The 20790-nt window shown below is 68.7% G+C and carries 18 protein-coding genes and 3 pseudogenes; 13 read left to right on the top strand and 8 right to left on the bottom strand.

Annotation, left to right across the window (positions count from 1 at the left end):
• Positions 1–10: 10 nt before the first annotated feature.
• From OG395_RS07420 to OG395_RS07410, 4 genes are all read left to right on the top strand, one after another.
• Positions 11–1468 carry a purine-cytosine permease family protein gene (locus OG395_RS07420; RefSeq protein ID WP_327242168.1) on the top strand — a complete coding sequence of 486 codons (1458 nt, stop codon included), beginning with the start codon at positions 11–13 and terminating at the stop codon, positions 1466–1468.
• Positions 1461–2450, top strand: coding sequence for an agmatinase (gene speB / locus OG395_RS07415; RefSeq protein WP_327242167.1), 990 nt, complete (start codon positions 1461–1463; stop codon positions 2448–2450). Before OG395_RS07420 ends, speB begins: the two co-directional genes overlap by 8 nt.
• Positions 2451–2778: 328 nt before the next feature.
• Complete coding sequence (locus tag OG395_RS58160; RefSeq protein ID WP_442818523.1) at positions 2779–3012, top strand: TetR family transcriptional regulator; 234 nt, start codon at positions 2779–2781, stop codon at positions 3010–3012.
• Entirely contained in the window at positions 2927–3490 is a 564-nt protein-coding gene (locus OG395_RS07410; protein WP_327242166.1) for a hypothetical protein, read from the top strand. Before OG395_RS58160 ends, OG395_RS07410 begins: the two co-directional genes overlap by 86 nt.
• Here the strand turns inward: OG395_RS07410 and OG395_RS07405 are convergent.
• Positions 3487–5115 (bottom strand): transposase, encoded by a 1629-nt coding sequence (locus OG395_RS07405; RefSeq protein WP_327242165.1) that lies wholly within the window; start codon positions 5113–5115, stop codon positions 3487–3489. The genes OG395_RS07410 and OG395_RS07405 overlap by 4 nt on opposite strands.
• Positions 5116–5403: 288 nt before the next feature.
• Here OG395_RS07405 and OG395_RS07400 point away from each other — a divergent pair, with 288 nt between their 5' ends.
• From OG395_RS07400 to OG395_RS07390, 3 genes are all read left to right on the top strand, one after another.
• A complete protein-coding gene (locus OG395_RS07400) occupies positions 5404–5802 on the top strand; it encodes a hypothetical protein (RefSeq protein ID WP_327242164.1) in 399 nt (132 codons plus the stop codon).
• On the top strand, positions 5799–6431 hold the full coding sequence (locus OG395_RS07395; RefSeq protein ID WP_327242163.1) for a transcriptional regulator: 633 nt from the start codon (positions 5799–5801) through the stop codon (positions 6429–6431). The genes OG395_RS07400 and OG395_RS07395 overlap by 4 nt, the downstream gene beginning before the upstream one ends.
• 77 nt (positions 6432–6508) lie before the next feature.
• Entirely contained in the window at positions 6509–8155 is a 1647-nt protein-coding gene (locus tag OG395_RS07390) for a pyruvate, phosphate dikinase (protein ID WP_327242162.1), read from the top strand.
• A gap of 237 nt (positions 8156–8392) precedes the next feature.
• On the opposite strand, the gene OG395_RS07385 is transcribed toward OG395_RS07390, so the two are convergent.
• Positions 8393–8851: a hypothetical protein gene (locus OG395_RS07385; protein WP_327242161.1), complete on the bottom strand. Its 459-nt coding sequence runs from the start codon at positions 8849–8851 to the stop codon at positions 8393–8395.
• 150 nt (positions 8852–9001) lie between these two features.
• On the opposite strand from OG395_RS07385, the pseudogene OG395_RS07380 reads away from it, so the two are divergent.
• A pseudogene (locus OG395_RS07380) lies at positions 9002–9484 on the top strand (IS701 family transposase); the annotation flags it as partial.
• 277 nt (positions 9485–9761) lie between these two features.
• Here OG395_RS07380 and OG395_RS07375 read toward each other — a convergent pair.
• Positions 9762–10316: an alpha/beta fold hydrolase gene (locus tag OG395_RS07375; RefSeq protein WP_327242160.1), complete on the bottom strand. Its 555-nt coding sequence runs from the start codon at positions 10314–10316 to the stop codon at positions 9762–9764.
• A 178-nt stretch (positions 10317–10494) separates the two neighbouring features.
• Here OG395_RS07375 and OG395_RS07365 point away from each other — a divergent pair, with 178 nt between their 5' ends.
• The 4 genes and pseudogenes from OG395_RS07365 (at position 10495) to OG395_RS07350 (ending at position 13562) form a co-directional block, all read left to right on the top strand.
• Positions 10495–10800: a hypothetical protein gene (locus tag OG395_RS07365; RefSeq protein WP_327249761.1), complete on the top strand. Its 306-nt coding sequence runs from the start codon at positions 10495–10497 to the stop codon at positions 10798–10800.
• A 102-nt stretch (positions 10801–10902) separates the two neighbouring features.
• Complete coding sequence (locus OG395_RS07360; RefSeq protein ID WP_327242159.1) at positions 10903–11601, top strand: aspartate/glutamate racemase family protein; 699 nt, start codon at positions 10903–10905, stop codon at positions 11599–11601.
• 463 nt (positions 11602–12064) lie between these two features.
• Positions 12065–12442: pseudogene (locus tag OG395_RS07355) on the top strand (NF041680 family putative transposase); the annotation flags it as partial.
• Between the two features lie 274 nt (positions 12443–12716).
• Positions 12717–13562, top strand: a complete 846-nt coding sequence (locus tag OG395_RS07350; protein ID WP_327242158.1) for a DUF6895 family protein — start codon at positions 12717–12719, stop codon at positions 13560–13562.
• Positions 13563–13579: 17 nt separating this feature from the next.
• On the opposite strand, the gene zwf is transcribed toward OG395_RS07350, so the two are convergent.
• The 5 genes and pseudogenes from zwf to OG395_RS07325 form a co-directional block, all read right to left on the bottom strand.
• Entirely contained in the window at positions 13580–14917 is a 1338-nt protein-coding gene (zwf, locus tag OG395_RS07345) for a glucose-6-phosphate dehydrogenase (RefSeq protein ID WP_327242157.1), read from the bottom strand.
• Positions 14914–16050: a transaldolase gene (tal, locus tag OG395_RS07340; protein WP_327249268.1), complete on the bottom strand. Its 1137-nt coding sequence runs from the start codon at positions 16048–16050 to the stop codon at positions 14914–14916. Before tal ends, zwf begins: the two co-directional genes overlap by 4 nt.
• Before the next feature lie 29 nt (positions 16051–16079).
• Positions 16080–18167, bottom strand: coding sequence for a transketolase (gene tkt, locus OG395_RS07335; RefSeq protein WP_327242156.1), 2088 nt, complete (start codon positions 18165–18167; stop codon positions 16080–16082).
• Positions 18168–18229: 62 nt separating this feature from the next.
• A pseudogene (gene gndA / locus OG395_RS07330) lies at positions 18230–19670 on the bottom strand (NADP-dependent phosphogluconate dehydrogenase).
• A gap of 137 nt (positions 19671–19807) precedes the next feature.
• Entirely contained in the window at positions 19808–20275 is a 468-nt protein-coding gene (locus tag OG395_RS07325; protein ID WP_327242155.1) for a zinc-binding dehydrogenase, read from the bottom strand.
• Here OG395_RS07325 and OG395_RS07320 point away from each other — a divergent pair.
• Positions 20274–20576: a muconolactone Delta-isomerase family protein gene (locus OG395_RS07320; protein ID WP_327242154.1), complete on the top strand. Its 303-nt coding sequence runs from the start codon at positions 20274–20276 to the stop codon at positions 20574–20576. The two genes, OG395_RS07325 and OG395_RS07320, sit on opposite strands and share 2 nt — an antisense overlap.
• Positions 20577–20790: the final 214 nt, after the last annotated feature.

Raw genomic sequence — 20790 nt, 5'->3', positions numbered from 1 at the left:
AGATGACGAGATGACTCAACTGCGCGAAGAGCGCCGCTCCTCGGGCGCCGACATCGAAGAGTCCACCATCCAGCAGATTCCGCCGGATCAGCGACACGGCCGCAGCCGCGACATGTTCACCATCTGGTTCGGCACGAACATCATGGTGCTGAGCATCGTCACCGGTGCCCTCGCCACCACCGTGTTCGGCCAGCCCGTATGGTCGGCGGCGTTGGCGATCGTGATCGGCAACCTGTTCGGTGCGATCTTCATGGCGCTCCATTCGGCGCAGGGGCCCAGGCTCGGCGTCCCCCAGATGGTGCAGACAAAAGGCCAGTTCGGCGCCTGGGGCTCGGTGCTCATCGTCGCCGTCGTGGTCTGCATGTACCTCGGCTTCTTCACCTCGATCCTCGTCTTCGGCGGCGAGTCATTGGCCTCGGTCATCCCCGCTCTCGGCAAGTCGGGCGGCACCGTCGTACTCGCGATCACCAGCCTAGCGGCGGCGATCTGGGGCTATTCGCTGATCCACGCCTACGCGCGCATCATGACCATCGCGTCCGGACTGGCCCTGATCCTCGCGCTCATCTGGGCATTCGGCGTGCATCACGTCCCGCCGCACTTCTTCCACAGCGGCGGAGCGACCCTGGCGGGATTCATGGGCACGGTCTCGGCATCCGCGGTGTGGCAGATCGCGTACGCACCGTACGTCTCGGACTACTCGCGTTACCTGCCGGCCGAGACCGGCTCCAAGCCGGCCTTCTGGATGAGCTATTGGGGCACCACGATCGGCTCCATCCTTCCGATGTTCCTCGGCGCCGGCATCGGGGTGCTGATGCCCACCGCCGACCCCGTGGTTGCGCTCGCCAAGGCTACGGCCGGGATCAGCGTGCTCGTGGTCGCCGTGTTCAGCATTGGTGTGGCTGCGACCAACGCAATGAATCTGTACTGCAGCACGCTGTGCACGATCACTATCGTGCAGACCTTCGCTCCGCGGTTCACGGCACGCAGCCGTGAGCGGGCTGTCATCGCCATTGTGCTGGTTGCCCTCTCACTGACGGTCGCCCTGACGATCGGCACCCACTTCGTGCACGTCTACAACAACTTCCTGACACTGCTCCTCGGTTCGCTCGTGCCGTGGACCGCGGTCAATCTGGTCGACTTCTACCTGGTCCGGCACGGCGACTACGAGGTCGGCGACTTCTTCCGCGCCGACGGCGGCCGATACGGGCTGGTGAACTGGCCCGCCGTCATCTGCTACCTCGTGGGCGTTGGCGTCCAGATCCCCTTCATGGTGATCGGCACGTACTACACCGGCCCGATCGCCAAGGCGCTCAACAACACCGACATCTCCTTCATAGCCGGGTTGGTCATCGTCTCACCGCTCTACTACTTCACGGTCAATGCCGTCGAACGGCGCAAGGCACGTGCAGGACGCGCCGCAACCGTCACCGTCCCGAACACCCTGATCGGAGCCACCAGCGATGAGTAACCACGATCCGATCGGTGCCCTTGAGGCCACCGTAGTACCGCGATTTGCCGGGGCGAGCACCTTCGCCCGAATCCCGACCATCGACGCGGTACCGGACTACGACATCGCCGTCCTCGGCGTTCCATTCGACGGCGGTACCTCGTATCGACCGGGGGCGCGCTTCGGCCCGATGGGCGTCCGCCAGGCATCGCGTCACCTGCGCCCGCGTTTCCACGTCGAGCTCGACACCGCGCCGTTGGAGCAGCTGCAGGTCGTCGACGCCGGCGACGTTCCGTGCACGCCCTACTCCATCGACGATGCGATGCAACAGATCGAGCAGGCAGCTCGCGAGGTAGTCGGTGAGCGCGACCGCCGCCTGGTCACGATCGGCGGTGACCACACGGTCGCGCTGCCGATGCTGCGGGCCGCGGGGGAGAAGTACGGGCCGATCGCACTGGTCCACTTCGACGCTCACCTCGACACCTGGGACACCTACTTCAACGCGCCGACCACCCACGGCACGGTGTTCCGTCGGGCTTTCGAGGACGGTCTGCTCGCTGAGGACAAGTCGATCCACATCGGTATCCGCGGTCCCATCTACGACCGGCTCGACCTGGTAGATGACGCCTCCTTCGGCTTCCGGGTGATCCGCGCCGGTGACCTCGACGTGCTCGGGATCGAGGGCGCTGTGGACGTCGTGCGCCGACGCGTGGGCGATGCCCCTGTCTACGTGTCGGTCGACATCGACGTCCTAGACCCCGCGTTCGCGCCGGGCACCGGCACACCGGAGATGGGTGGACTCAACAGCCGCGAACTGCTGCGCATGCTGCGTGCGCTCGACGGCTTGAACATCGTCGGCGCCGACGTCGTGGAGACCGCGCCGGCGTACGACCACGCCGAGATCACCTGCGTGGCCGCCGCGACCGTCGCCTTCGACCTCATCACGCTGATGACCAAGACACCCGCCATCACCCCCGAACCGGCCTCGATGACGGCTGGCTAGGGATCAGGGCCCCAGCCCGGTCGGGGGCCAGCCCAACCTATTCTCGGCCGTTTCACCGAGGCAGGAGAGATCTCGCCCGCCACCGGCGGGCGACGTCCTGGATCACGTCCCGCGCAGTGGTGCGGTGGCGCGATCTTGCTGAGTCTGTGCGTCGCGTGGACCAGGGAGCTGGTGCAGGCGGGGCCTGAGAGGTGATCGCTGGTACACCACTCGGCGGGACACCATCGCCGCCCGCCGTGCGGTTCACCGGAAACATGACTCCGCGCGATGGGTATCCCAGCGACCTGTCCGGCGAACGCTGGGAGCTGATCGAACCCGTACTCATCGTGTGCCGTTCAGAAATGCGTCGCTGCAGGTCGTAGGGCAGCAGGAGCGCACGCGCGCGGCCGTACTCGCCGTGACGAAGGCGGAGTTCACCGAGCGCGGCTACGCGGCGGCAAAGGTGGACGAGATCGCCGAGCAGGCCGAGCTGACGCGTGGCGCGGTGTTCGAACTTCCCGAGCAAACGCGCTCTCTATGTGGCGGTGCTGGTCTACATGGTCGAGCGTGCCGCCACGGCTGAGCACAGCGGCACCGCGGAGCGGAGCGGCACGACGGAGCAGAACGCCATCGCGGAGTCTGACGCCACCAGCGCGGTCCCGCAGCCTCGGACACCGTCTGCGGGATCCGAGGCCGACGCGTTGGGCGCATTCGTCCGGACCTGGCTCGAACGAATGCCCCTGGCCGACGGCACCCTCTCCTTCGGCCGGGTGAATCTCCGCCCGCCGGCCGGGGTTCTCGACAACGAACCGATCCGCGACGCGTTCGGACAGGTGACCCACCTCGAGGCTCTGCTGCTGGCACTCGCGCTCGAGTCGCACGCGCCCGCCGACGCCCCGTCCGTGCGCCAAGTCCGGCGGGCCCAGCTGGTCCTGAGGCTGCTGGAGGGCCCGGGTGCCTCGGCGGATCCGGCGCTCGGCTTCGGCGACCCCTTCGACGTCGTTCAGGCCTGCGCGCATCTGGGCGGGCTCGCCCTCGCCGACACCTGGAACCGTTCCTAACCAGTGTGCGTAAGTGAGTCTTGGACCCACTGTTGCGTACTGGGCGCATCCCGAACGGTGTTGGATGCGCTGGGTTCCCGCGTTCGCTTCCCGCTCGGCGACGGTCCTCCAGGGGGCCGGTCCGTTGTGGGTGGGCGGGTTCCCTCACGCCCCCGGTGACCTGGTCCGGCCTGGACGGTCCGATGCCCCGCACGATCACTCCGGTCGTGTGGGGGCGGTGCCGTCCGACGCCGGATCGGATGTCCAAGGGCGCGTCGACCGATCGCGATGCCCGCGGCATCGTGACGGGACATCTTTCGGTGGGGGGTGGCCAGCGGTTTCTGCCAGTGCTGGGCACCCCACAGGCTGGTGTAGGCGGGGTCGACCGCGACGATCGCGAGCCCGTGTTCGGCGGCCATGGAGACGAGCCGGGCCTTGAGCCTGCCGGTCGGGATGCCGGAGATGAGCTGCCGGAACCGCTTCTGGCGGCCGTGTTTTTCCCGGGTCTTCTCGGTGGTGAAGTCGAGGTCTTCGATGCCGATCGCGGCGACACCGACAGACTTGGCCCAGCTGATCAGGCGGGTCAGGGCGTGGCGGATCTGTGCGTCGCGGTGACCGGCCGAACCGGACAGGTCATAGGGGAAACGCCGCGGGTCACCGACTGGGTTGCCGTGCCGGTCGAGAAGGTAGGCGGCGAAGTGGTCGGCGTTGGTGTCGACGCCGACCATGCCCCGGGCGCGGGCGGTCTCCAACGGGATGGTCTTCACGGCGGTGCGTTGCCAGGATGCGGTGAGGTACCAGCGGCCACGGTCCACGTCGAGGTGGACGCGGTAGGCGACGGACCGGTTCGCTTCGATGCGGTCGGCCCACTCCGCGCCCCGGTGCGCGAACGCGATGCGGGCACTGAGGGTGTACCGGCCGTGCCGGGCGTTGGCCAGGTGCGCGAGCGGGGCAGGCAGCCTGATGCTGACCTCACCAGTGTCGGTGACGCGGATCGTCTCGTTCCCGAACCGCTTCCCCGACTCACCATCAGCAGCGATGAACCAGCGTCCCGCCTCCCACCGTTGCCGCCATTGGTCTTCGGTGAGCTGGGCCTCGGTGAGGTGGTGGCGGGTGTTGAGGAGACGCTTACCGCCCCGTACGACCCGGACCCGCCCGGCCTCCCAGTCGGCGACAGCCGCCGTGTGCCGCGCTTCCAGCATCGCAAGGCGGCGGGACTTGCGGAACCACTCGCCCTTGGAACGGTAGCCGCCCGCGGCCCGCCTCGTTCCGGGCTCCCCGAGCGGGAGGGACAGGCGGTGCCGCAACGTCCTGATCCCGGCCGCCAGCTTCTGGATGTGCGCTGCCTGGCAACGGCGCGCGAGCGCCCACTGACCGTGCGTGGCCTTCGTGATCGCCCCCGCGATCCGCGACGACGACACCCCGGTCAGCTCCCGCTTACGCGCCGCCCAGGTCTCCGCACCGTGCTCCAGACCATCCGCACAGCGGGCCTTGAGATCACCGGAAGCCAGCGCGCCTTGATGCGCACCGACAGCACGCAGCACCCTCTCGTCCTCGACGGTCAGGTGCCCCAGACGATCCCGGACCGCCACCCCGCAAGGCCCGGGCATCACGAAGGACACGGCCAGCTTCCGTAGACCACCCACCACATCACCCCCTCCCCGGCCGGACACCTGCCACCAGACCCAACGAGCAGCAGCCACCAAGGTCACCCATTCGGCCCCAGAACCCCCGTTCCCACCCCCGCGAATGCACCGCCAGGACTCACTCCTGCTCACCACCACTCACTTCGACTCAGTAAACCGACAGCAGCTCACAACCCTCCGCACCTGCCCTACGTCCCGCCGGCCCGAGCCTGTCGGGACCGCTGGTCCCCGCCGCAGGAGCTGCAGGATCTCATCACGCACCGCCCCGTCGGCTTCGCCGCGGACGGGGTGATCACGCTCCTCGGCACCAACCGCCTGAAAGCCGCCGAGGAGGCTGTCCGCGCCGCACGGACCGGCGACCGGATCACCGTGGTCGTCACGACGGCGGACCCGGCCGAGACCGGCCGCCTTGTACAGCTGAGGGCCGGTGACTTCGCCCGGTGCCTGCGGCGCGTGTTCGAACCCGGCGCCTGGCCACGTCTCCGCCTCGTCCTGGACGAGCGCGGTCTGCTGGCGTCGGCCGTCGGCGTACCGGATGCCGACGACGCCACCGAGTACGCGGTACGCGTGCAGCATGGCACGATCGTCACCCGAGCCCAAGGACCCGGTGCCGCCCATGGAGCGGCCACCTTCGATCTCACGACCGCAGATGTCTCCCGCACCACACCCGATGGGGCCGCGCCATGACCCAGCCTGTTTCGTCCCACGCGACCAGCACCGACCTGCTGGTGCTTCACACCCTCCGCTGCATCGGCTTCTCCGGCCTCTCCGGGGTGGCCAGGGTGTCGGGACTCCCCGAGTCCGACGTCGAATCGGAACTGATCGACCTCGCCGTGGCCGGACTTGTCACCTATGCCGCGGGCGACTTCGGCGGATGGGGCCTTACGGAGGAGGGCCGAGCCGCGGACGCCGAGCGGATCGCCGACGAGTTGGAGGAAGCCGGAGCCCGGGCCCGACTGACCGCGGCGTTCGACCGGTTCCTGGTGCTCAACCCCGAGCTGCTCGATCTCTGCACGGCATGGCAGACCCGCACCGTAGACGGCTTCATGACGATGAACGATCACAGCGACCCCTCCTACGACGGCCGGGTGCTCGACCGGTTCACGGAGTTCCACCAGCGTGCCGAGCCCCTCTGCGCCGAGCTGTCCGCGGCGCTGCTCCGCTTCCAGCGCTACCCCGTCCGGCTCGCCGACGCGCTGGCCCGGGCGAGGGCCGGCGCTCTGGAGTACGTGACGGACAGCACGTCCTCATATCACACCGTGTGGTTCCAGTTGCACGAGGATCTGCTGGCCACCCTCGGCATCCCGCGCCATTGAATCCGCCGCCCACCACCCCGCGCATGGCGCAGGACCCGCAGCCGCACCATCAAAGGCGACGCAGAGATGACCACGCGATGAACTGGATTCACCCGATTTCGGCTGAGGTCGAGGAGACGGCGGAAGTCCTCGGCGGCAAGGCACTCGGTCTCGTCGTGCTCCGCCGTCTGGGACTGCCCGTGCCGCCGGGCTTCGTCATCAGCACGGAGGCGTGCCGCGCCTTCCTCCGTACCGGACGGCTGCCCAGCGGCCTCGACGCCGAACTGGCGGCCGCTGTCGCCGGCCTCGAAGCCGCCACGCACCGCAGGCTCGGCGGTCCACGGCGGCCGCTTGCGGTGTCCGTCCGCTCCGGCGGCAGCGTGTCGATGCCCGGCATGATGAGCACCGTCCTCAACCTCGGGCTCACCACCGAGGCGACCACCACCCTGGCCGACGAGACGGGCGACCTGCGGTTCGCACTCGACTCGCGGCTGAGGTTTCTGACCAGCTTCGCCTCCGAGGTCGCCGGCGTGGGCCCGGAGAGCCTGGCGGGCATCGACCGTGCGCTCGCCGGACAGGACACCGACACGAGCCGCCTCGCCGAGGCGATCCAGGACGTCGAGCAGCTCATCGCAGAACGCAGCGGCGACAGCGTGCCCGAGGACGCCACCCGCCAGTTGGAGCTCGCCGTCGAGGCCGTGTTCGCGTCGTGGAACACACCGCGCGCGACGACCTACCGCGAACTGCACGGCATCCCGCACGACCTCGGCACCGCCGTGACCGTACAGGCGATGGTGTTCGGCAATCGTGACCAACGCAGCGGGACGGGCGTCGCGTTCAGCCGTGATCCCAACACCGGCGAGCATGTCCCCTTCGGTGAGGCCCTGTTCGGCCGCCAAGGCGAAGACGTCGTCTCGGGCTCGTCACTGACCGAGCCCCTGAGCGAACTGGCCGACCGGGAACCCGAGGTGTGGACCCGCCTGCTGTCCGCCCTGACCCGGCTCGAGGAGAACTACCGCGACGCGTGCTACGTCGAGTTCACCTTCGAGGCGGGCGAACTGTGGATCCTGCAGGTGCGCCCCGGGCGGTTCGTCGGGCGCGCCGCAGCCCGGGTCGCGGTCGACCTAGCCGACGCGGGAACGATCGGGCGCGACGAGGCGCTGCTCCGCGTTTCACCGCAGTACCTCACCCACGTACGTACGCCTCGGATCACGGCGATCGAACCCCGCGACCTGTTCACCCGAGGGCTGGGCGCCTCCCCGGGAGTCGCTGTCGGCCAAGTGGCGACCACCGCCGACAGCGCGGCCCGGCTCGCCGCGGGAGGGCCGGTCGTCCTGCTGCGCCCCGAAACCTCCCCGCTCGACATGCACGGCCTGGCCGCCGCCGCCGGGGTGGTCACCGCTCGCGGCGGCCCGACGAGTCATGCGGCCGTGGTGGCGCGGTCGATGGGGAAACCCGCCGTCGTGGGTGCCGCGAACCTCACCGTCGACGCCGCCGACGGCTGCGTCCGGGCAGGCGGACGCACCCTGCCCGAAGGCACTCTCATCGCCGTTGACGGAACGAGCGGAGAGGTCGTCGTCGGCGAGCCCCGCATCGCCGCGTCCTCGACCGACCCACAGCTGCACCGGCTGCTGGGCTGGGCCGACGACGTCGCGGGCGACAGGACCACGGGCCGCAACGAATCCGAACGCCTCGCCTCGGCACAGGCCGCCCTCCGGCGGACCGGCGACGGACCGGAGAGCTGACGGCGTTCATGCGGGGCGCGCGAGACTCGGTCGGCGTGAACGCCCTTCACCACCGGTAGACGAAGAGTGGCTCTGTACGCGACGACGAGCAGCGTTTCGTCAGCAGTTTGGGAGGCACCGCGGCGGCCGGCGCGTCTCGGATGCTCACGACGACGAACAGCAGCGCCCGGTCTCTGGAGGGGATGGCCGCCATCCGGACGGCAACGCCTCCTGGCAGACCGAGGACAAAGACGCTGGCTACAGGGCCACGCGGTCGGTGGTGGTGGCGGCGCCGTCGCCGGTGAACAAAGCCAGGGCCGAGGCCCAGCCGACGAGGGGCATCGCCTCGTTGTAGTGGGGGGCGAACTGCGCGGTGATCAGAGGCGGCATCTGATAGTTCAGGCTTCGCGCGTGGGCGATGAAGGCTTCGGGGAGGTGGACGTGGTGCGTTTCAACGTAGTGCGGGAAGTCCTGACGCCAGAGCCATGTGCCGTCGGTGACCAGCGATGAGCATCCCGAGGAGTGGCGGTGCGGGCTCCTGGTGAGGACGTCGTGGCCCGCTTCCAAGACGTCGATGAGCACGTGGCCACCGTCCAGGTAGGCCACCAGGTCCGTCTCATCCGGTTCACCGAGAGGCCGGACGGCATCGCGTGGGGATCCGTTCGGCTGACCGGGGTGGCCGTCGAGTTCGACATAGAAGCCCAGCAGTCCCAGCACCGGATCTCCTTCGACGATAGGACTGTCACCCTGCTGGCAGGAGTGGGTGCGGCCACCGTTGATCATCGGTGTGTGAAGACTGAAGATCATGCGGTGGCCGCAGGTCACAGCGTAGACCCCGTCCGTTGGCTGGAGTCCTTCGAGGGACTGATGGGCCGGATCGCAGGCCAGTTCGCACGGGTGGAGTTACGGCGTTGGGCCAGGCGGCTGGTACTCGGACTCCTGTCGGACCTGCCGCGCAACAACTGCTGGACCATCGCCGAGTGGGCCGGGGAGTCCACCCCGAACGGCATGCACCACCTGCTCAGCCGGGCCAAGTGGGACGCCGACGCCGTCCGTGACGATGTGCGGGGCTACGCGGTGGAGCACCTGGACGACGAGCGGGCGGTGCTGGTGGTCGACGAGACCGGCGACGTGAAGAAGGGCACTGGCACGGTCGGCGTCCAGCGCCAGTACACCGGCACCGCCGGCAGGATCGAGAATGCCCAAGTAGCTGTCTGCCTGGTCTACGCCGGCCAGCGCGGGCACGCCGTGGTGGACCGGGAGCTGTACGTCCCGCGCTCCTGGACCTCCGATCCCGACCGCTGCCGCGCCGCCGGGCTCGGCGAGGAGACCGCCTTCGTGACCCGACCCGGCGTCGGGTCGGGCCCCGTCCGCGCACTTCACGACGCGGTTCGCGGACTCATAGGTGCGTGCTACTGCGCCATCGAAGGGAGCGGCGGGGCGCAGGAGTTCGGTGCTGCCGTCGTGCAGGTACGCTTGGATGCCTGCCGCGAGGCCCTCCCAGCGTTCCGTGCGGCCAAGCGCTCGGTACACGGCACGGTCGAACTCGGCAGGACCGAAGCCGTTCACCGGACGGGCTGCGAGTCCTCGGCGCGCCTGACGATAGCCGTCACGGACCCGGACGGTGCTACCGCCGAGACCGAAGCGCTCTTCGTACCGGGCGACCCAGATGAAGAACCTCGCGCTGGCGCAGCAGTGCCCGGCTCTGCCGCAGGTCGAAGTCGTACCACTTCCCGGGGCCGACGACGCTGTCGAGCACCATACGGCCGACGTGCTGCGGGAACAGTGCGGCATAGATGGCGCCGAGGCAGCTGCCGTAGGAGACGCCCAGGAAGCCGATCCGCCGTTCGCCGAGTGCGGAGCGGGTGGCGTCCATGTCCCGGGCGGTCTGAGTGGTCGACAGATGCGCCAGCGCGTCGCCGACGCCGGCCGCGCAGTCGTCCGCCATACGCCTCAACGAGTCGAGGGACGCCCCTTCCGCGGTGTGGCCGGACGGTACTGGTTCCGCTCCGGGGCTGTCGAAAAGGCCGCCCATAGGGTCACAGCTCGCGGGCGCGCTCCGCCCGGTGCCGCGCGGGTCGAAGCCGATGACGTCGTGCGAGCGGCGCACGCGCTCGCGCAACTTGGCCCGTTTGGTGACGGCGTACGCCGGCCCAGGGCCACCGGGCCCGCCCGGGTTCACCAGCAGAATGCCGCGCCGCTCCTAACCACTCGCCCTGCGACCGGTACCCGCCCGGCTTCCCCTTGGTGCCCTTTTCCCCGACAGGGGGGACAGACGGTGGAGGAGCATGCGGATGCCTTCGGCGAGCGTGTCCGGGTAGGCGAACTGGCCGCGACGGGCGAGAGCGTACTGGTCGTGGGTGCCCTTGGTGATCGCGCCCGCCCACCGGGAGGAGAACCCGCACATCCGCTTCCATTTCACTCCCGTCGGTTCCTCGTGGTTGAACCAGATCGAAATCTGGTTCGGGATCCTCACACGGCAGTCCATTCGCCACGGCACGTTCTCCAGCGTCAACGTCCTGGTCAAGCAGATCCGCGACTACATCAACTCCTGGAATGAGCACGCGAGTCCGTTCACCTGGACCACATCCGCCGAGGAGATCCTCGCGAAGGTCCGCTTCGCCCAGACCAACATGAAGAAACTCGTCAATAACAACTCAAACTGACACGATCAGGATCACGAAACACTACCCGACCACAAAAGCCACCGTTGCTGTCACTCGGATCCTCTGCGCGGTGGCCTACGAAGGATGTGCGAGGGTAACCCGATGAAGACCATTGGGTTGATCGGCGGCATGAGCTGGGAGTCGACGGCCGAGTACTACCGGCTGCTCAACGAGTTCGCCCGGGAGCGGCTGGGTGGCCTCCACTCGGCCAAGTGCGTGCTGTACTCGGTCGACTTCGCCGAGATCGAGCGGCTGCAGGTGGCCGGGCACTGGGACAAGGCGGGCGAAGTACTCGCCGACGCCGCCCGGTCCCTGCAGGCCGCTGGCGCAGACCTGTTGCTGATCTGCACCAACACCATGCACAAGGTCGCAGACCAAGTGGCGGCGACGGTCGACATTCCGTTGCTGCATCTGGCCGACGCGACGGCGACGACGGTGCGTACCGCAGGTCTGCGCCGCGTGGGATTGCTGGGCACCGCCTTCACCATGGAGCAGGACTTCTACCGCAACCGCCTCGCCAGCCACGGCCTCAGGGTCCTCGTTCCCGACGAAGACGACCGGGCCGTCGTCCATCGGGTGATCTACGAGGAGCTGTGTCTGGGCATCATCCGGGAGGAGTCCCGAGCGACCTACGGTGAGGTGATTAGCCGGCTGGTGGCCTCTGGAGCGGAGGGCATCATCCTCGGTTGCACCGAGATCGAGCTCCTCATCGCCCCGGAACACAGCCCTGTTCCCATCTTCGCCACCACCCGCCTGCACGCCGAGGCCGCCGTCACTGCGGCACTCGCGCCAGAACGGTAGGCCCGGGCGCGCATCGCGGATAACGAGCTCGTACCTCGACCGCGTCCGCACGTCACCGGCTCGATCAAGGCCCAACGCTCGGCGGATAAGTCGCTGGGGTTCGGCTTGCGCTCGCTCACCCCTCCTACCCCAACACGGCCAACCGCGTCGACCGGCCCAGATGCCTCAGAGCCACCCATTTCAGCGATGACGAACCAGGGGTCCCGAGGGCTGGACGGCCTGCTCCGATCGCAGTAGCGGGGGACTATGCGCTGCGAGGCTCTGGTGTGCCGCATATGAGGTTGAAGGTGTCTTCGGCGATGGCTGGTACCGTGCCCATTCCTCGTCCGCCGATGCCGGTGGCCAGGAGGACGTTGTCTTCGATCTCGTGTCGGAGGAAAAGCTCACCATCGGTGCGTTGTGCGTAGGTGCCGCTCCACCTTCTGCGAATGGCGGGTGCCGGGCGTCCGGTGAGTGCGACACCTGGCACCAGCCCGACGTCACCACGAGCACAGACACCACGCGCTACGGCACAGCCGAGGCGATCGCCTGGGACCGGATGCACCCCAGACTCGCCCACCGCAGCCCCTGGCTGGAGCACGCGGAGGAGGAACTGCCCATCTTTCACGGCACGTTGATCCGGCTGAAGGTCGAGCGCCTGCCGGGCAACCGCGACCCGAAACCAGTCTGGCTATGGTGCTCGGCCACCGGCGTCACACCCGCGGACGTGGACCGCTGGTGGCAGTCGTTCCTCCGACGCTTCGACCTGAAGCACACGTTCCGGCTGATGAAGCAGACCCTCGGCTGGACCGCTCCGCAGGTCCGTCACGCGGACACCGCAGACCTGTGGACCTGGATCGTCACGCTGCACCAAGTGGGCTGACCGAGCACGGGACGACCACGCGCGATGACCGGGCTGGGAGACATGGTCGCCCTGGCCGCAAGGGCGCTGGGAATCGAACCCGGCCCGGGGTGCGGCTGTCGCCACCGTAGGGATCTGCTCAACAAGATGTTCCCGTTCCCACGATGGCTGCGTGGCGCAGGACGCCGGCACGACCCCCGCCGGAACTGACGCCGCGTCTGTGGCGGTACCGGTGAATGCCTTGTGAGGGTAGAGGGCCGCGATGGATGGCAGCATGCGTGCGGCACGTCGTCTTTGTCAGTGGCTGGAACAGCATGTGCCGGACTTCTGCACCGACACGCACCGGCTCGACGGGCTCATAAGAGTTGCGGAATTCACGATCGTCCTCCTCGGTCTGACCCGCCCTCTTTCCTCGGGAGCCTCAGGCGACGTGTACGCGCGCTGGGCCCACGGCGTCGCCGACGTCCTCTGGGCTGATCTGCACCGCAAGGAGAAGTACGTTCTCCGCTCGCTCGCCGCCACGCGATCGGCCCACGCGCGTGCTCTGCTTTTGCCGTTCCCGGCACTTGAAACGATCACACGGCGCAGGTTCGACAACCACGCGCTGGTGAGGGCCTTGCTCTCCGAGGGAGCAGGCCGCACGGGACATCTGGAGGTGGACGTGGCCTTCGCCTGTGACGTGGCGGGCTTGGGGGACTGCAGGGAGGCGACGTGGACGCGACTGGCCGAGCTGTCGGGCGCGGCCGGGCCGCCGGGCGAGTCCGTGCAGGGCATGTACGACCTGACTCATCTCGCCTTCTACGCGACCATACTGGGACGGCGGTCCGCGCATTGGAGTCCTGGCATGGCGGGATGGGCTCGTGCCTTTCTGGAAGAGGGCGGGGCCGTCTTCCTCCGTCGACATGATCTCGACCTTGTGGCCGAGTGCGTGATGAGCCTTCTCAGCTTGACCAGCAGCGATGAGTTTCTGAACGGCACAGGTCAGCATGTACCTGCCCCGTGCGGCCACACAGCAGACCATGACCACCTTCATCAAACGGCAGGACAACGCCATCAGCCAGTTCCTCACCGCCTGGGCCGACCACGGAGACGACCCCGTCCTGGTCCGGGACCGCAGTGAGAGCCGGGAGATGGTTCTCACCGGGCAGGACGAAGCCCACTGGAACCAGGGACCGCTCGTACCGGGCGCCGCGCCGCAGGTGCGGACCAAGTCCGGAATGTTGTTCGACACGGCGACGCCGTGTTCGGGCTGGCCGGCAGGGCGACACCTTCTACCTGTACCGGGGCGTTCTCGCCGAGCTCCGTCGTGGCCGAAGGGTCGAACGGCGAGTGGGGCGCCCGCTGGAAGACGATCGCGATCTCGGTGACGCGGCGGCCCAGGCGCTTACCGGCACGCAGGTAGAAGGGGACACCCGCCCAGCGGCGGTTATCGATCTCCAACTTGATCGCCGCGTACGTATCCGTGATCGAGGACGGAGCGATGCCGTCCTCCTCCAGATATCCGCGCACCCTCTCGCCGCCCTGCCAGCCCTCGGCGTACTGGGCACGCACCGTGGACTTTGCCAGGTCGGCGGGCAGCCGAACGGACTTGAGGACCTTGAGCTTCTCCGTCACGAGCGACTCGGCGTCGAACGCGGTGGGCTCCTCCATGGCGGTGAGGGCCATCAGCTGGAGCAGGTGGTTCTGGATGACGTCGCGGGCGGCGCCGATGCCGTCGTAGTAGCCGGCACGGCCGCCGATGCCGATGTCCTCGGCCATCGTGATCTGCACGTGGTCGACGTAACTCCGGTTCCAGATCGGCTCGTACATCTGGTTGGCGAAGCGGAGCACCAGGATGTTCTGGACGGTCTCCTTGCCCAGGTAGTGGTCGATCCGGAAGACCTGCTCGGGCGCGAAGACGTCGTGGACGATCCGGTTCAGCTCCTTGGCCGACGTGATGTCGTGACCGAAGGGCTTCTCGATGACCGCGCGGCGCCAGGAACCCTCGGGGGCGTCGGCGAGGCCGTGCTTCTTGAGCTGCTGGACGACCTGGGGGAAGAACTTCGGCGGCACAGACAGGTAGAAGGCGAAGTTACCTGCCGTGCCACGAGCGGCGTCGAGTTCGTCGACCGTCTTGCGCAGCCGCACGAACGCCTCGTCGTCGTCGAAGGCGCCGGGAATGAAGCGCATGCCCTCGGCGAGCTGCTGCCAGACCTCCTCGCGGAAGGGGGTGCGGGCGTATTCACGCACGGAGTCGTGAACGACCTGCGCGAAGTCCTCGTCCTGCCACTCGCGCCTCGCGAACCCGAGGAGCGAGAAGCCCGGCGGGAGCAGACCTCGGTTGGCGAGGTCGTAGACGGCCGGCATCAGCTTCTTGCGGGACAGGTCGCCGGTGACGCCGAAGATGACGAGCCCGGAGGGGCCCGCGATGCGCGGCAGGCGGCGGTCGCGCGGGTCACGAAGCGGGTTGAGCCATCCCTGAGTGGTGACGCTCACTTGTCGTCACCGCCCTTGCTCTTCAGGGAGGTCGCGACGGCGTCGAGCAGGTCGTTCCAGGCGGCCTCGAACTTCTCTACGCCCTCGTCCTCCAGCTGCTGGACGACGTCGTCGTAGGAGATGCCGAGCTTCTCGACGGCGGCGAGCTCGGCGCGGGACTGCTCGTAGGTGCCGCGCACGGTGTCGCCGGTGACCTCGCCGTGGTCGGCGGTGGCCTCCAGCGTCGCCTCCGGCATTGTGTTGACGGTGCCGTGGGCGACCAGGTCGACGACATACAGGGTGTCCTTGTACGCCGGGTCCTTGACGCCGGTCGAGGCCCACAGCGGACGCTGCTTGTTGGCCTGCGCCTTGTCGAGGGCGGCCCAGCGGTCCGAGGAGAAGACCTCCTCGTACGCCTCGTACGCCAGACGGGCGTTGGCGAGACCGGCCTTGCCCTTGAGGGCCTTGGCTTCGTCGGTGCCGATGGCGGTGAGGCGCTTGTCGATCTCGGCGTCCACGCGGGAGACGAAGAAGGACGCCACGGAGTGGATCTTGGAGAGGTCGAGGCCGCGCTCGCGGGCCTTCTCCAGACCGGCCAGATAGGCGTCCATGACCGCGCGGTAGCGCTCCAGCGAGAAGATCAGTGTCACGTTGACGCTGATGCCGAGGCCGATGACCTCGGTGATCGCCGGCAGACCCGCCTTGGTGGCCGGGATCTTGATGAGCGTGTTGGGGCGGTCGACCAGCCAGGCCAGCTGCTTGGCCTCGGCGATGGTGGCCACCGTGTTGTGGGCCAGGCGCGGGTCGACCTCGATCGACACGCGGCCGTCACTGCCGCCCGTCGCGTCGTACACCGGGCGCAGGATGTCGGCGGCGGCGCGGACATCGGCCGTGGTCATCATGCGGACGGCTTCGTCGACGGTGGCACTGCGCACGGCGAGGTCGGCGAGCTGGTTCTCGTACCCCTCGCCGGAGCCGATGGCGGCCTGGAAGATCGAGGGGTTCGTCGTGACGCCCACGACGTGGCTGTTCTCGATGAGCTCGGCGAGGTTGCCGGACTCGATGCGCTTGCGGGACAGGTCGTCCAGCCAGATGGAAACGCCTTCGTCGCAAAGAGACTTGAGGGGGTCGACGGCGTTGCTCACGGTGTTCAGCTTCTTTCGGGTCTACTGAGTCGTACTGATCAGGCGCGGGCTGCGGCCAGGGATTCCCGAGCCTGCGCGGCGACGTTGTCTGCGGTGAAGCCGAATTCGCGGAAGAGGACCTTCGCGTCGGCCGAGGCACCGAAGTGCTCTAGCGAGACGATCCGGCCGGCGTCGCCGACGTACTTGTGCCAGGTGAGACCGATGCCGGCCTCGACGGCGACCCGCGCTTCCACCGACGGCGGCAGGACGGAGTCCTTGTACGCCTGGTCCTGCTCCTCGAACCATTCGACGGACGGCATCGAGACCACGCGGGTCGGGATGCCGGCGGCCTGGAGCTGCTCGCGGGCCTCGACGGCCAGGTGTACCTCGGAGCCCGTGCCGATCAGCACGACCTGGGCGTCGCCGCCTTCGGCGTCGAGCAGGACGTAGCCGCCCTTGGCGGTGTCGTCGTTGGGCGCGTACGTCGGCACATTCTGACGGGTCAGCGCGAGGCCGTGCGGGGCGCCCTTTCCGAACACGCGGGTGTGCCGCTTGACGTTCTCGCGCCAGGCGATGGCGGTCTCGTTGGCGTCCGCCGGGCGGACGATGTTCAGGCCGGGGATGGCGCGCAGCGAGGCCAGGTGTTCCACCGGCTGGTGTGTCGGACCGTCCTCGCCCAGACCGATCGAGTCGTGGGTCCAGACGTACGTCACCGGCAGGTGCATCAGGGCCGAGAGGCGGACCGCGTTGCGCATGTAGTCGGAGAACGCCAGGAAGGTGCCGCCGTAGATGCGGGTGTTGCCGTGCAGCGCGATGCCGTTCATCTGCGCGGCCATGGAGTGTTCGCGGATGCCGAAGTGGATCGTGCGGCCGTACTTGTCGGCCGCTGGGAGCGGGTTGCCCTCGGGGAGGAACGACGAGGTCTTGTCGATCGTCGTGTTGTTGGAACCGGCGAGGTCGGCCGAGCCGCCCCACAGCTCCGGGATGACGGCGCCGAGCGACTGCAGGACCTTGCCGGACGCGGCGCGGGTGGCGACACTCTTGCCTACCTCGAAGACCGGGATCTTCGACTCCCAGCCCTCGGGCAGCTCGTTCGCCTGGATACGGTCGAACTCTGCCGCCCGCTCCGGGTTGGTCGTACGCCACTCGGCGAGGGACTTCTCCCACGCGGCGCGGGCCTCACGGCCACGGTCGCCGAGCGCGCGGGTGTGACCGATGACCTCGTCGGTGACCTCGAAGGTCTGCTCCGGGTCGAAGCCGAGGACGCGCTTGGTGGCCGCGATCTCCTCATCGCCCAGGGCCGAGCCGTGCGCGGCCTCGGTGTTCTGGGCGTGCGGGGCCGGCCAGGCGATGATCGAGCGCATCGCGATGAACGACGGACGCTCGGTCTCGGCCTCGGCGGCCTTGATCGCCGCGAACAGGGCGGCCGGGTTCAGGTCGCCGTTCGCCTTCGCCTCGACCCGCTGGACGTGCCAGCCGTACGCCTCGTACCGCTTCATCGTGTCCTCGGATACGGCGGTCTCGGTGTCGCCCTCGATCGAGATGTGGTTGTCGTCCCACAGCAGGATCAGGTTGCCCAGCCTCTGGTGACCGGCAAGCGAGGACGCCTCGGCGGAGATGCCCTCCTGGAGGCAGCCGTCACCGGCGATCACGTAGACGCGGTGGTCGAACGGGGAGGTGCCGGGGGCCGCCTTCGGGTCGAACAGACCGCGCTCGTAACGGGCGGCCATCGCCATGCCCACCGCGTTGGCGACACCCTGGCCCAGCGGGCCGGTCGTCGTCTCCACACCCGCGGTGTGGCCGTACTCCGGGTGCCCCGGGGTCTTCGAACCCCACGTGCGGAACGCCTTCAGATCGTCCAGCTCGAGCCCGAAGCCACCCAGGTAAAGCTGGGTGTAGAGGGTCAGGGACGAGTGCCCGGCGGAGAGCACGAAACGGTCGCGCCCGGCCCACTCCGGGTCGGCCGGGTCGTGCCGCATCACCTTCTGGAAGAGGGTGTACGCGGCGGGTGCCAGGCTCATGGCCGTACCGGGATGGCCGTTGCCGACCTTCTGTACGGCGTCCGCGGCCAGGATGCGGGCGGTGTCCACGGCCCGCTGGTCCAACTCGGTCCACTCGAAGTCCGAGACGGACAGTCGTGTGCTCACTTCTGGTCAGAGCTCCCTGCTCGGTGTCGTGTCGCGCGGCGGTTCGGTCCAGGTGAGACCGGTTACGCCTGAGTCTCGGGGCGGCCCGGCTCGGCCCAGTGGGTGTGGAAGATGCCGGGGCGGTCGGTGCGCTGGTAGGTGTGGGCGCCGAAGTAGTCGCGCTGGCCCCTGCAGGAGGGCGGCGGGCAGGCGGTCGGCGCGCAGGGTGTCGTAGTAGGCGAGGGCGGCGGAGAAGGCCGGGACTGGGATGCCGCGCCGGGCAGCGGAGGCGACGACTTCGCGCCACGGCACCTGGGCATCGCTGATCTCCTTGGCAAAGGAGTCCTCGGCGAGCAGGCTGACCAGTTCGGGGTTGCCGGCGTGGGCGGCGCGGATACGGTCGAGGAAGGCGGCGCGGATGATGCAGCCGGCACGCCAGATCGAGGCGACGGCACCGAGGTCGATGTCCCAGCCGTATGCGGCAGCGGCGTCGCTGATCATCCTCCAGCCCTGGTCGTAGGCGATGACCTTCGACGCGTACAGGGCCTGCTCCACCTGCGCGGTGAAGCGCTCGGCCTCGCTGCGGCTCAGTGGCGGCGTGGTGCCACCGGGCAGGTTCGCGTAGGCGGCGCGCAGGTCAGACTGGCCGGAGGCGGCGCGGGCGAAGGTGGCCTGGGCGATGGCGGTGACCGGCGAGCCGAGGTCGAGAGCGGTCTGCACGGTCCAGCGGCCGGTGCCCTACTGCCCGGCGCTGTCGACGACGACGTCGACGAACGGCTTGCCGGTGGCAGCGTCCGTGTGAGCGAGGACTTCGGCGGTGATCTCGATCAGGTACGAGTTCAGCCGCCCCTGGTTCCAGGTACGGAAGATGTCCGCGATCTCTGCCGGGGTGTAGCCCGCGACCTGCCGCAGCAGGTCGTACGCCTCGGCGATGAGCTGCATGTCGGCGTACTCGATGCCGTTGTGGACCATCTTGACGAAGTGCCCGGCGCCGTCGGTGCCGATGTGGGTGCTCATCGGCTCACCGTCGACCTTCGCACTGATGGTCTCGAACATCGGGCCGAGCACGGCGTACGACTCGGCTGACCCGCCGGGCATGATCGACGGACCGTTGAGTGCACCCTCCTCGCCGCCGGAGACGCCCGCGCCGACGAAGTGGATGCCGCTCTCCCGCAGTTGAGCCTCGCGGCGACGGGTGTCGGCGAAGTGTGCGTTGCCACCGTCGATGATCATGTCGCCGGTCTCCAGGAGCGGGGCGAACTCGTCGATGACGGCGTCGGTTGCCGTGCCCGCCTGCACCATGATCATGAGGCGGCGGGGACGTTCGAGGGCAGCCACAAGTTCTTCGGGCGTCTCGGCCGGGACGAAGGTGCCCTCGTGGCCGAACTCCTCGATGAGCGCCCGGGTGCGGGCGGGGGTGCGGTTGTGGACGGCGACTGTGTAGCCGTGCCGGGCGAAGTTGCGGGCCAGGTTGCGGCCCATGACCGCAAGGCCGGTGACGCCGATGTGGGCGGAGGTCTGCAAGGTGATGCCTGTCCTTTGAGTGGGGGTACTGCGAAGGGGGCCGTTGGAATCACGGGGCACGCGATGGACCAGGCTTGCTCGGGCGCGGTGTCGTGCGAGAGCGCGGCGTGGCCTCGGCGGCGCCCGAATCGGTGGGCTCAGCCTGTGCCGCCTGTGGAGCGAAGCCGGTGCGGCCGGCCGGGCGGGGCTTGGCCGCCGCCGGTCGCCGCCAAAGACGGGTCACCATCGAGTCGGGCAACCTTGTGGCGTGTCGGCATTGCCGCACCAGCGGGAACGGTGACGACGATCTTGCCCACCTGTCCGCCGGCCTCCAGGTGGCGCTGGGCGCCGGCGATGGCCTCCAGCAGGAAGGTGGTGTCGATGACCGGGTCAGCTCGCCCTTCCTGCGTGCTCATGATGACCTTCTTCCAGGGAGATGAGGATGACTGATTACCAGCCGACCGGTCGCCTATGTCAAAGTAGACGACCGGTCGAAATATTTCAAAAGGCGTGCGTGCCGTCGGGCGGCAGGGTGTGCGCCCGCGGAATGCATGGGCGGCGATGCCGCCTTCTGTACGTCGTCGCGAGGGGCCGGTAGGCCCCGCAGAGAGAAGGAGAAGAGCCATGGAGGAGTTCCTGGTCGAGCTCACCACCACCGTTCCCGAGGGCACCGACCCGGTGGAGGTCGACCGTCGTCGCGCCGAGGAATCCGTAAGGGCTGGGGAACTGGCCGCGGCCGGTCACCTCGTCAGGCTGTGGCGCCCGGTGGGCGAACTGCGCAGTATCGGTCTGTGGCGGGCCGCCGACGAGGGTGAGCTGTACGAGAAGGTCCTCGGCACACTGCCGCTCTGGCCGTGGATGGCCTCGGTGGTGACGGTCCTGGAGTCCCACCCCAACGACCCGGGCAGGACTGCCGTCACCACCTGATCGCACGGGCCCGACGGGCCTCGTCGCTCCCGCCGCAACCGCGGCACCCGGTCTTGAATCATCTGGACCGGTCGTCCAGTGCCGCTCGCGGTTCTGCGCCGGCAGGTCACCGCGCCCAAGCCCGGCTGGCCAGACCGGGCGCTGCTCGCCGCCCTGGCCCGACTGTTCCCCCGAGCCCTGCGAGGGCACCGGATCACGCCGCGGACCCTACTGG

The sequence above is a fragment of the Streptomyces sp. NBC_01320 genome (genome assembly GCF_035974375.1).
Taxonomy (GTDB): Bacteria; Actinomycetota; Actinomycetes; order Streptomycetales; family Streptomycetaceae; genus Streptomyces; species Streptomyces yanii.
The sequence above is the reverse complement of the archived record's forward strand: the minus strand, read 5'-3'. Positions and strand labels throughout refer to the sequence as shown.

What these genes read in the sequence shown, in the direction of transcription:
- OG395_RS07420 (WP_327242168.1), top strand. Translation starts at nt 11, where the DNA reads ATGACTCAACTGCGCGAAGAGCGCCGCTCCTCGGGCGCCGACATCGAA.
- speB (WP_327242167.1), top strand. Translation starts at nt 1,461, where the DNA reads ATGAGTAACCACGATCCGATCGGTGCCCTTGAGGCCACCGTAGTACCG.
- OG395_RS07395 (WP_327242163.1), top strand. Translation starts at nt 5,799, where the DNA reads ATGACCCAGCCTGTTTCGTCCCACGCGACCAGCACCGACCTGCTGGTG.
- OG395_RS07390 (WP_327242162.1), top strand. Translation starts at nt 6,509, where the DNA reads ATGAACTGGATTCACCCGATTTCGGCTGAGGTCGAGGAGACGGCGGAA.
- OG395_RS07360 (WP_327242159.1), top strand. Translation starts at nt 10,903, where the DNA reads ATGAAGACCATTGGGTTGATCGGCGGCATGAGCTGGGAGTCGACGGCC.
- OG395_RS07350 (WP_327242158.1), top strand. Translation starts at nt 12,717, where the DNA reads ATGCGTGCGGCACGTCGTCTTTGTCAGTGGCTGGAACAGCATGTGCCG.
- OG395_RS07320 (WP_327242154.1), top strand. Translation starts at nt 20,274, where the DNA reads ATGGAGGAGTTCCTGGTCGAGCTCACCACCACCGTTCCCGAGGGCACC.
- OG395_RS07325 (WP_327242155.1), bottom strand. Translation starts at nt 20,275, where the DNA reads ATGGCTCTTCTCCTTCTCTCTGCGGGGCCTACCGGCCCCTCGCGACGA.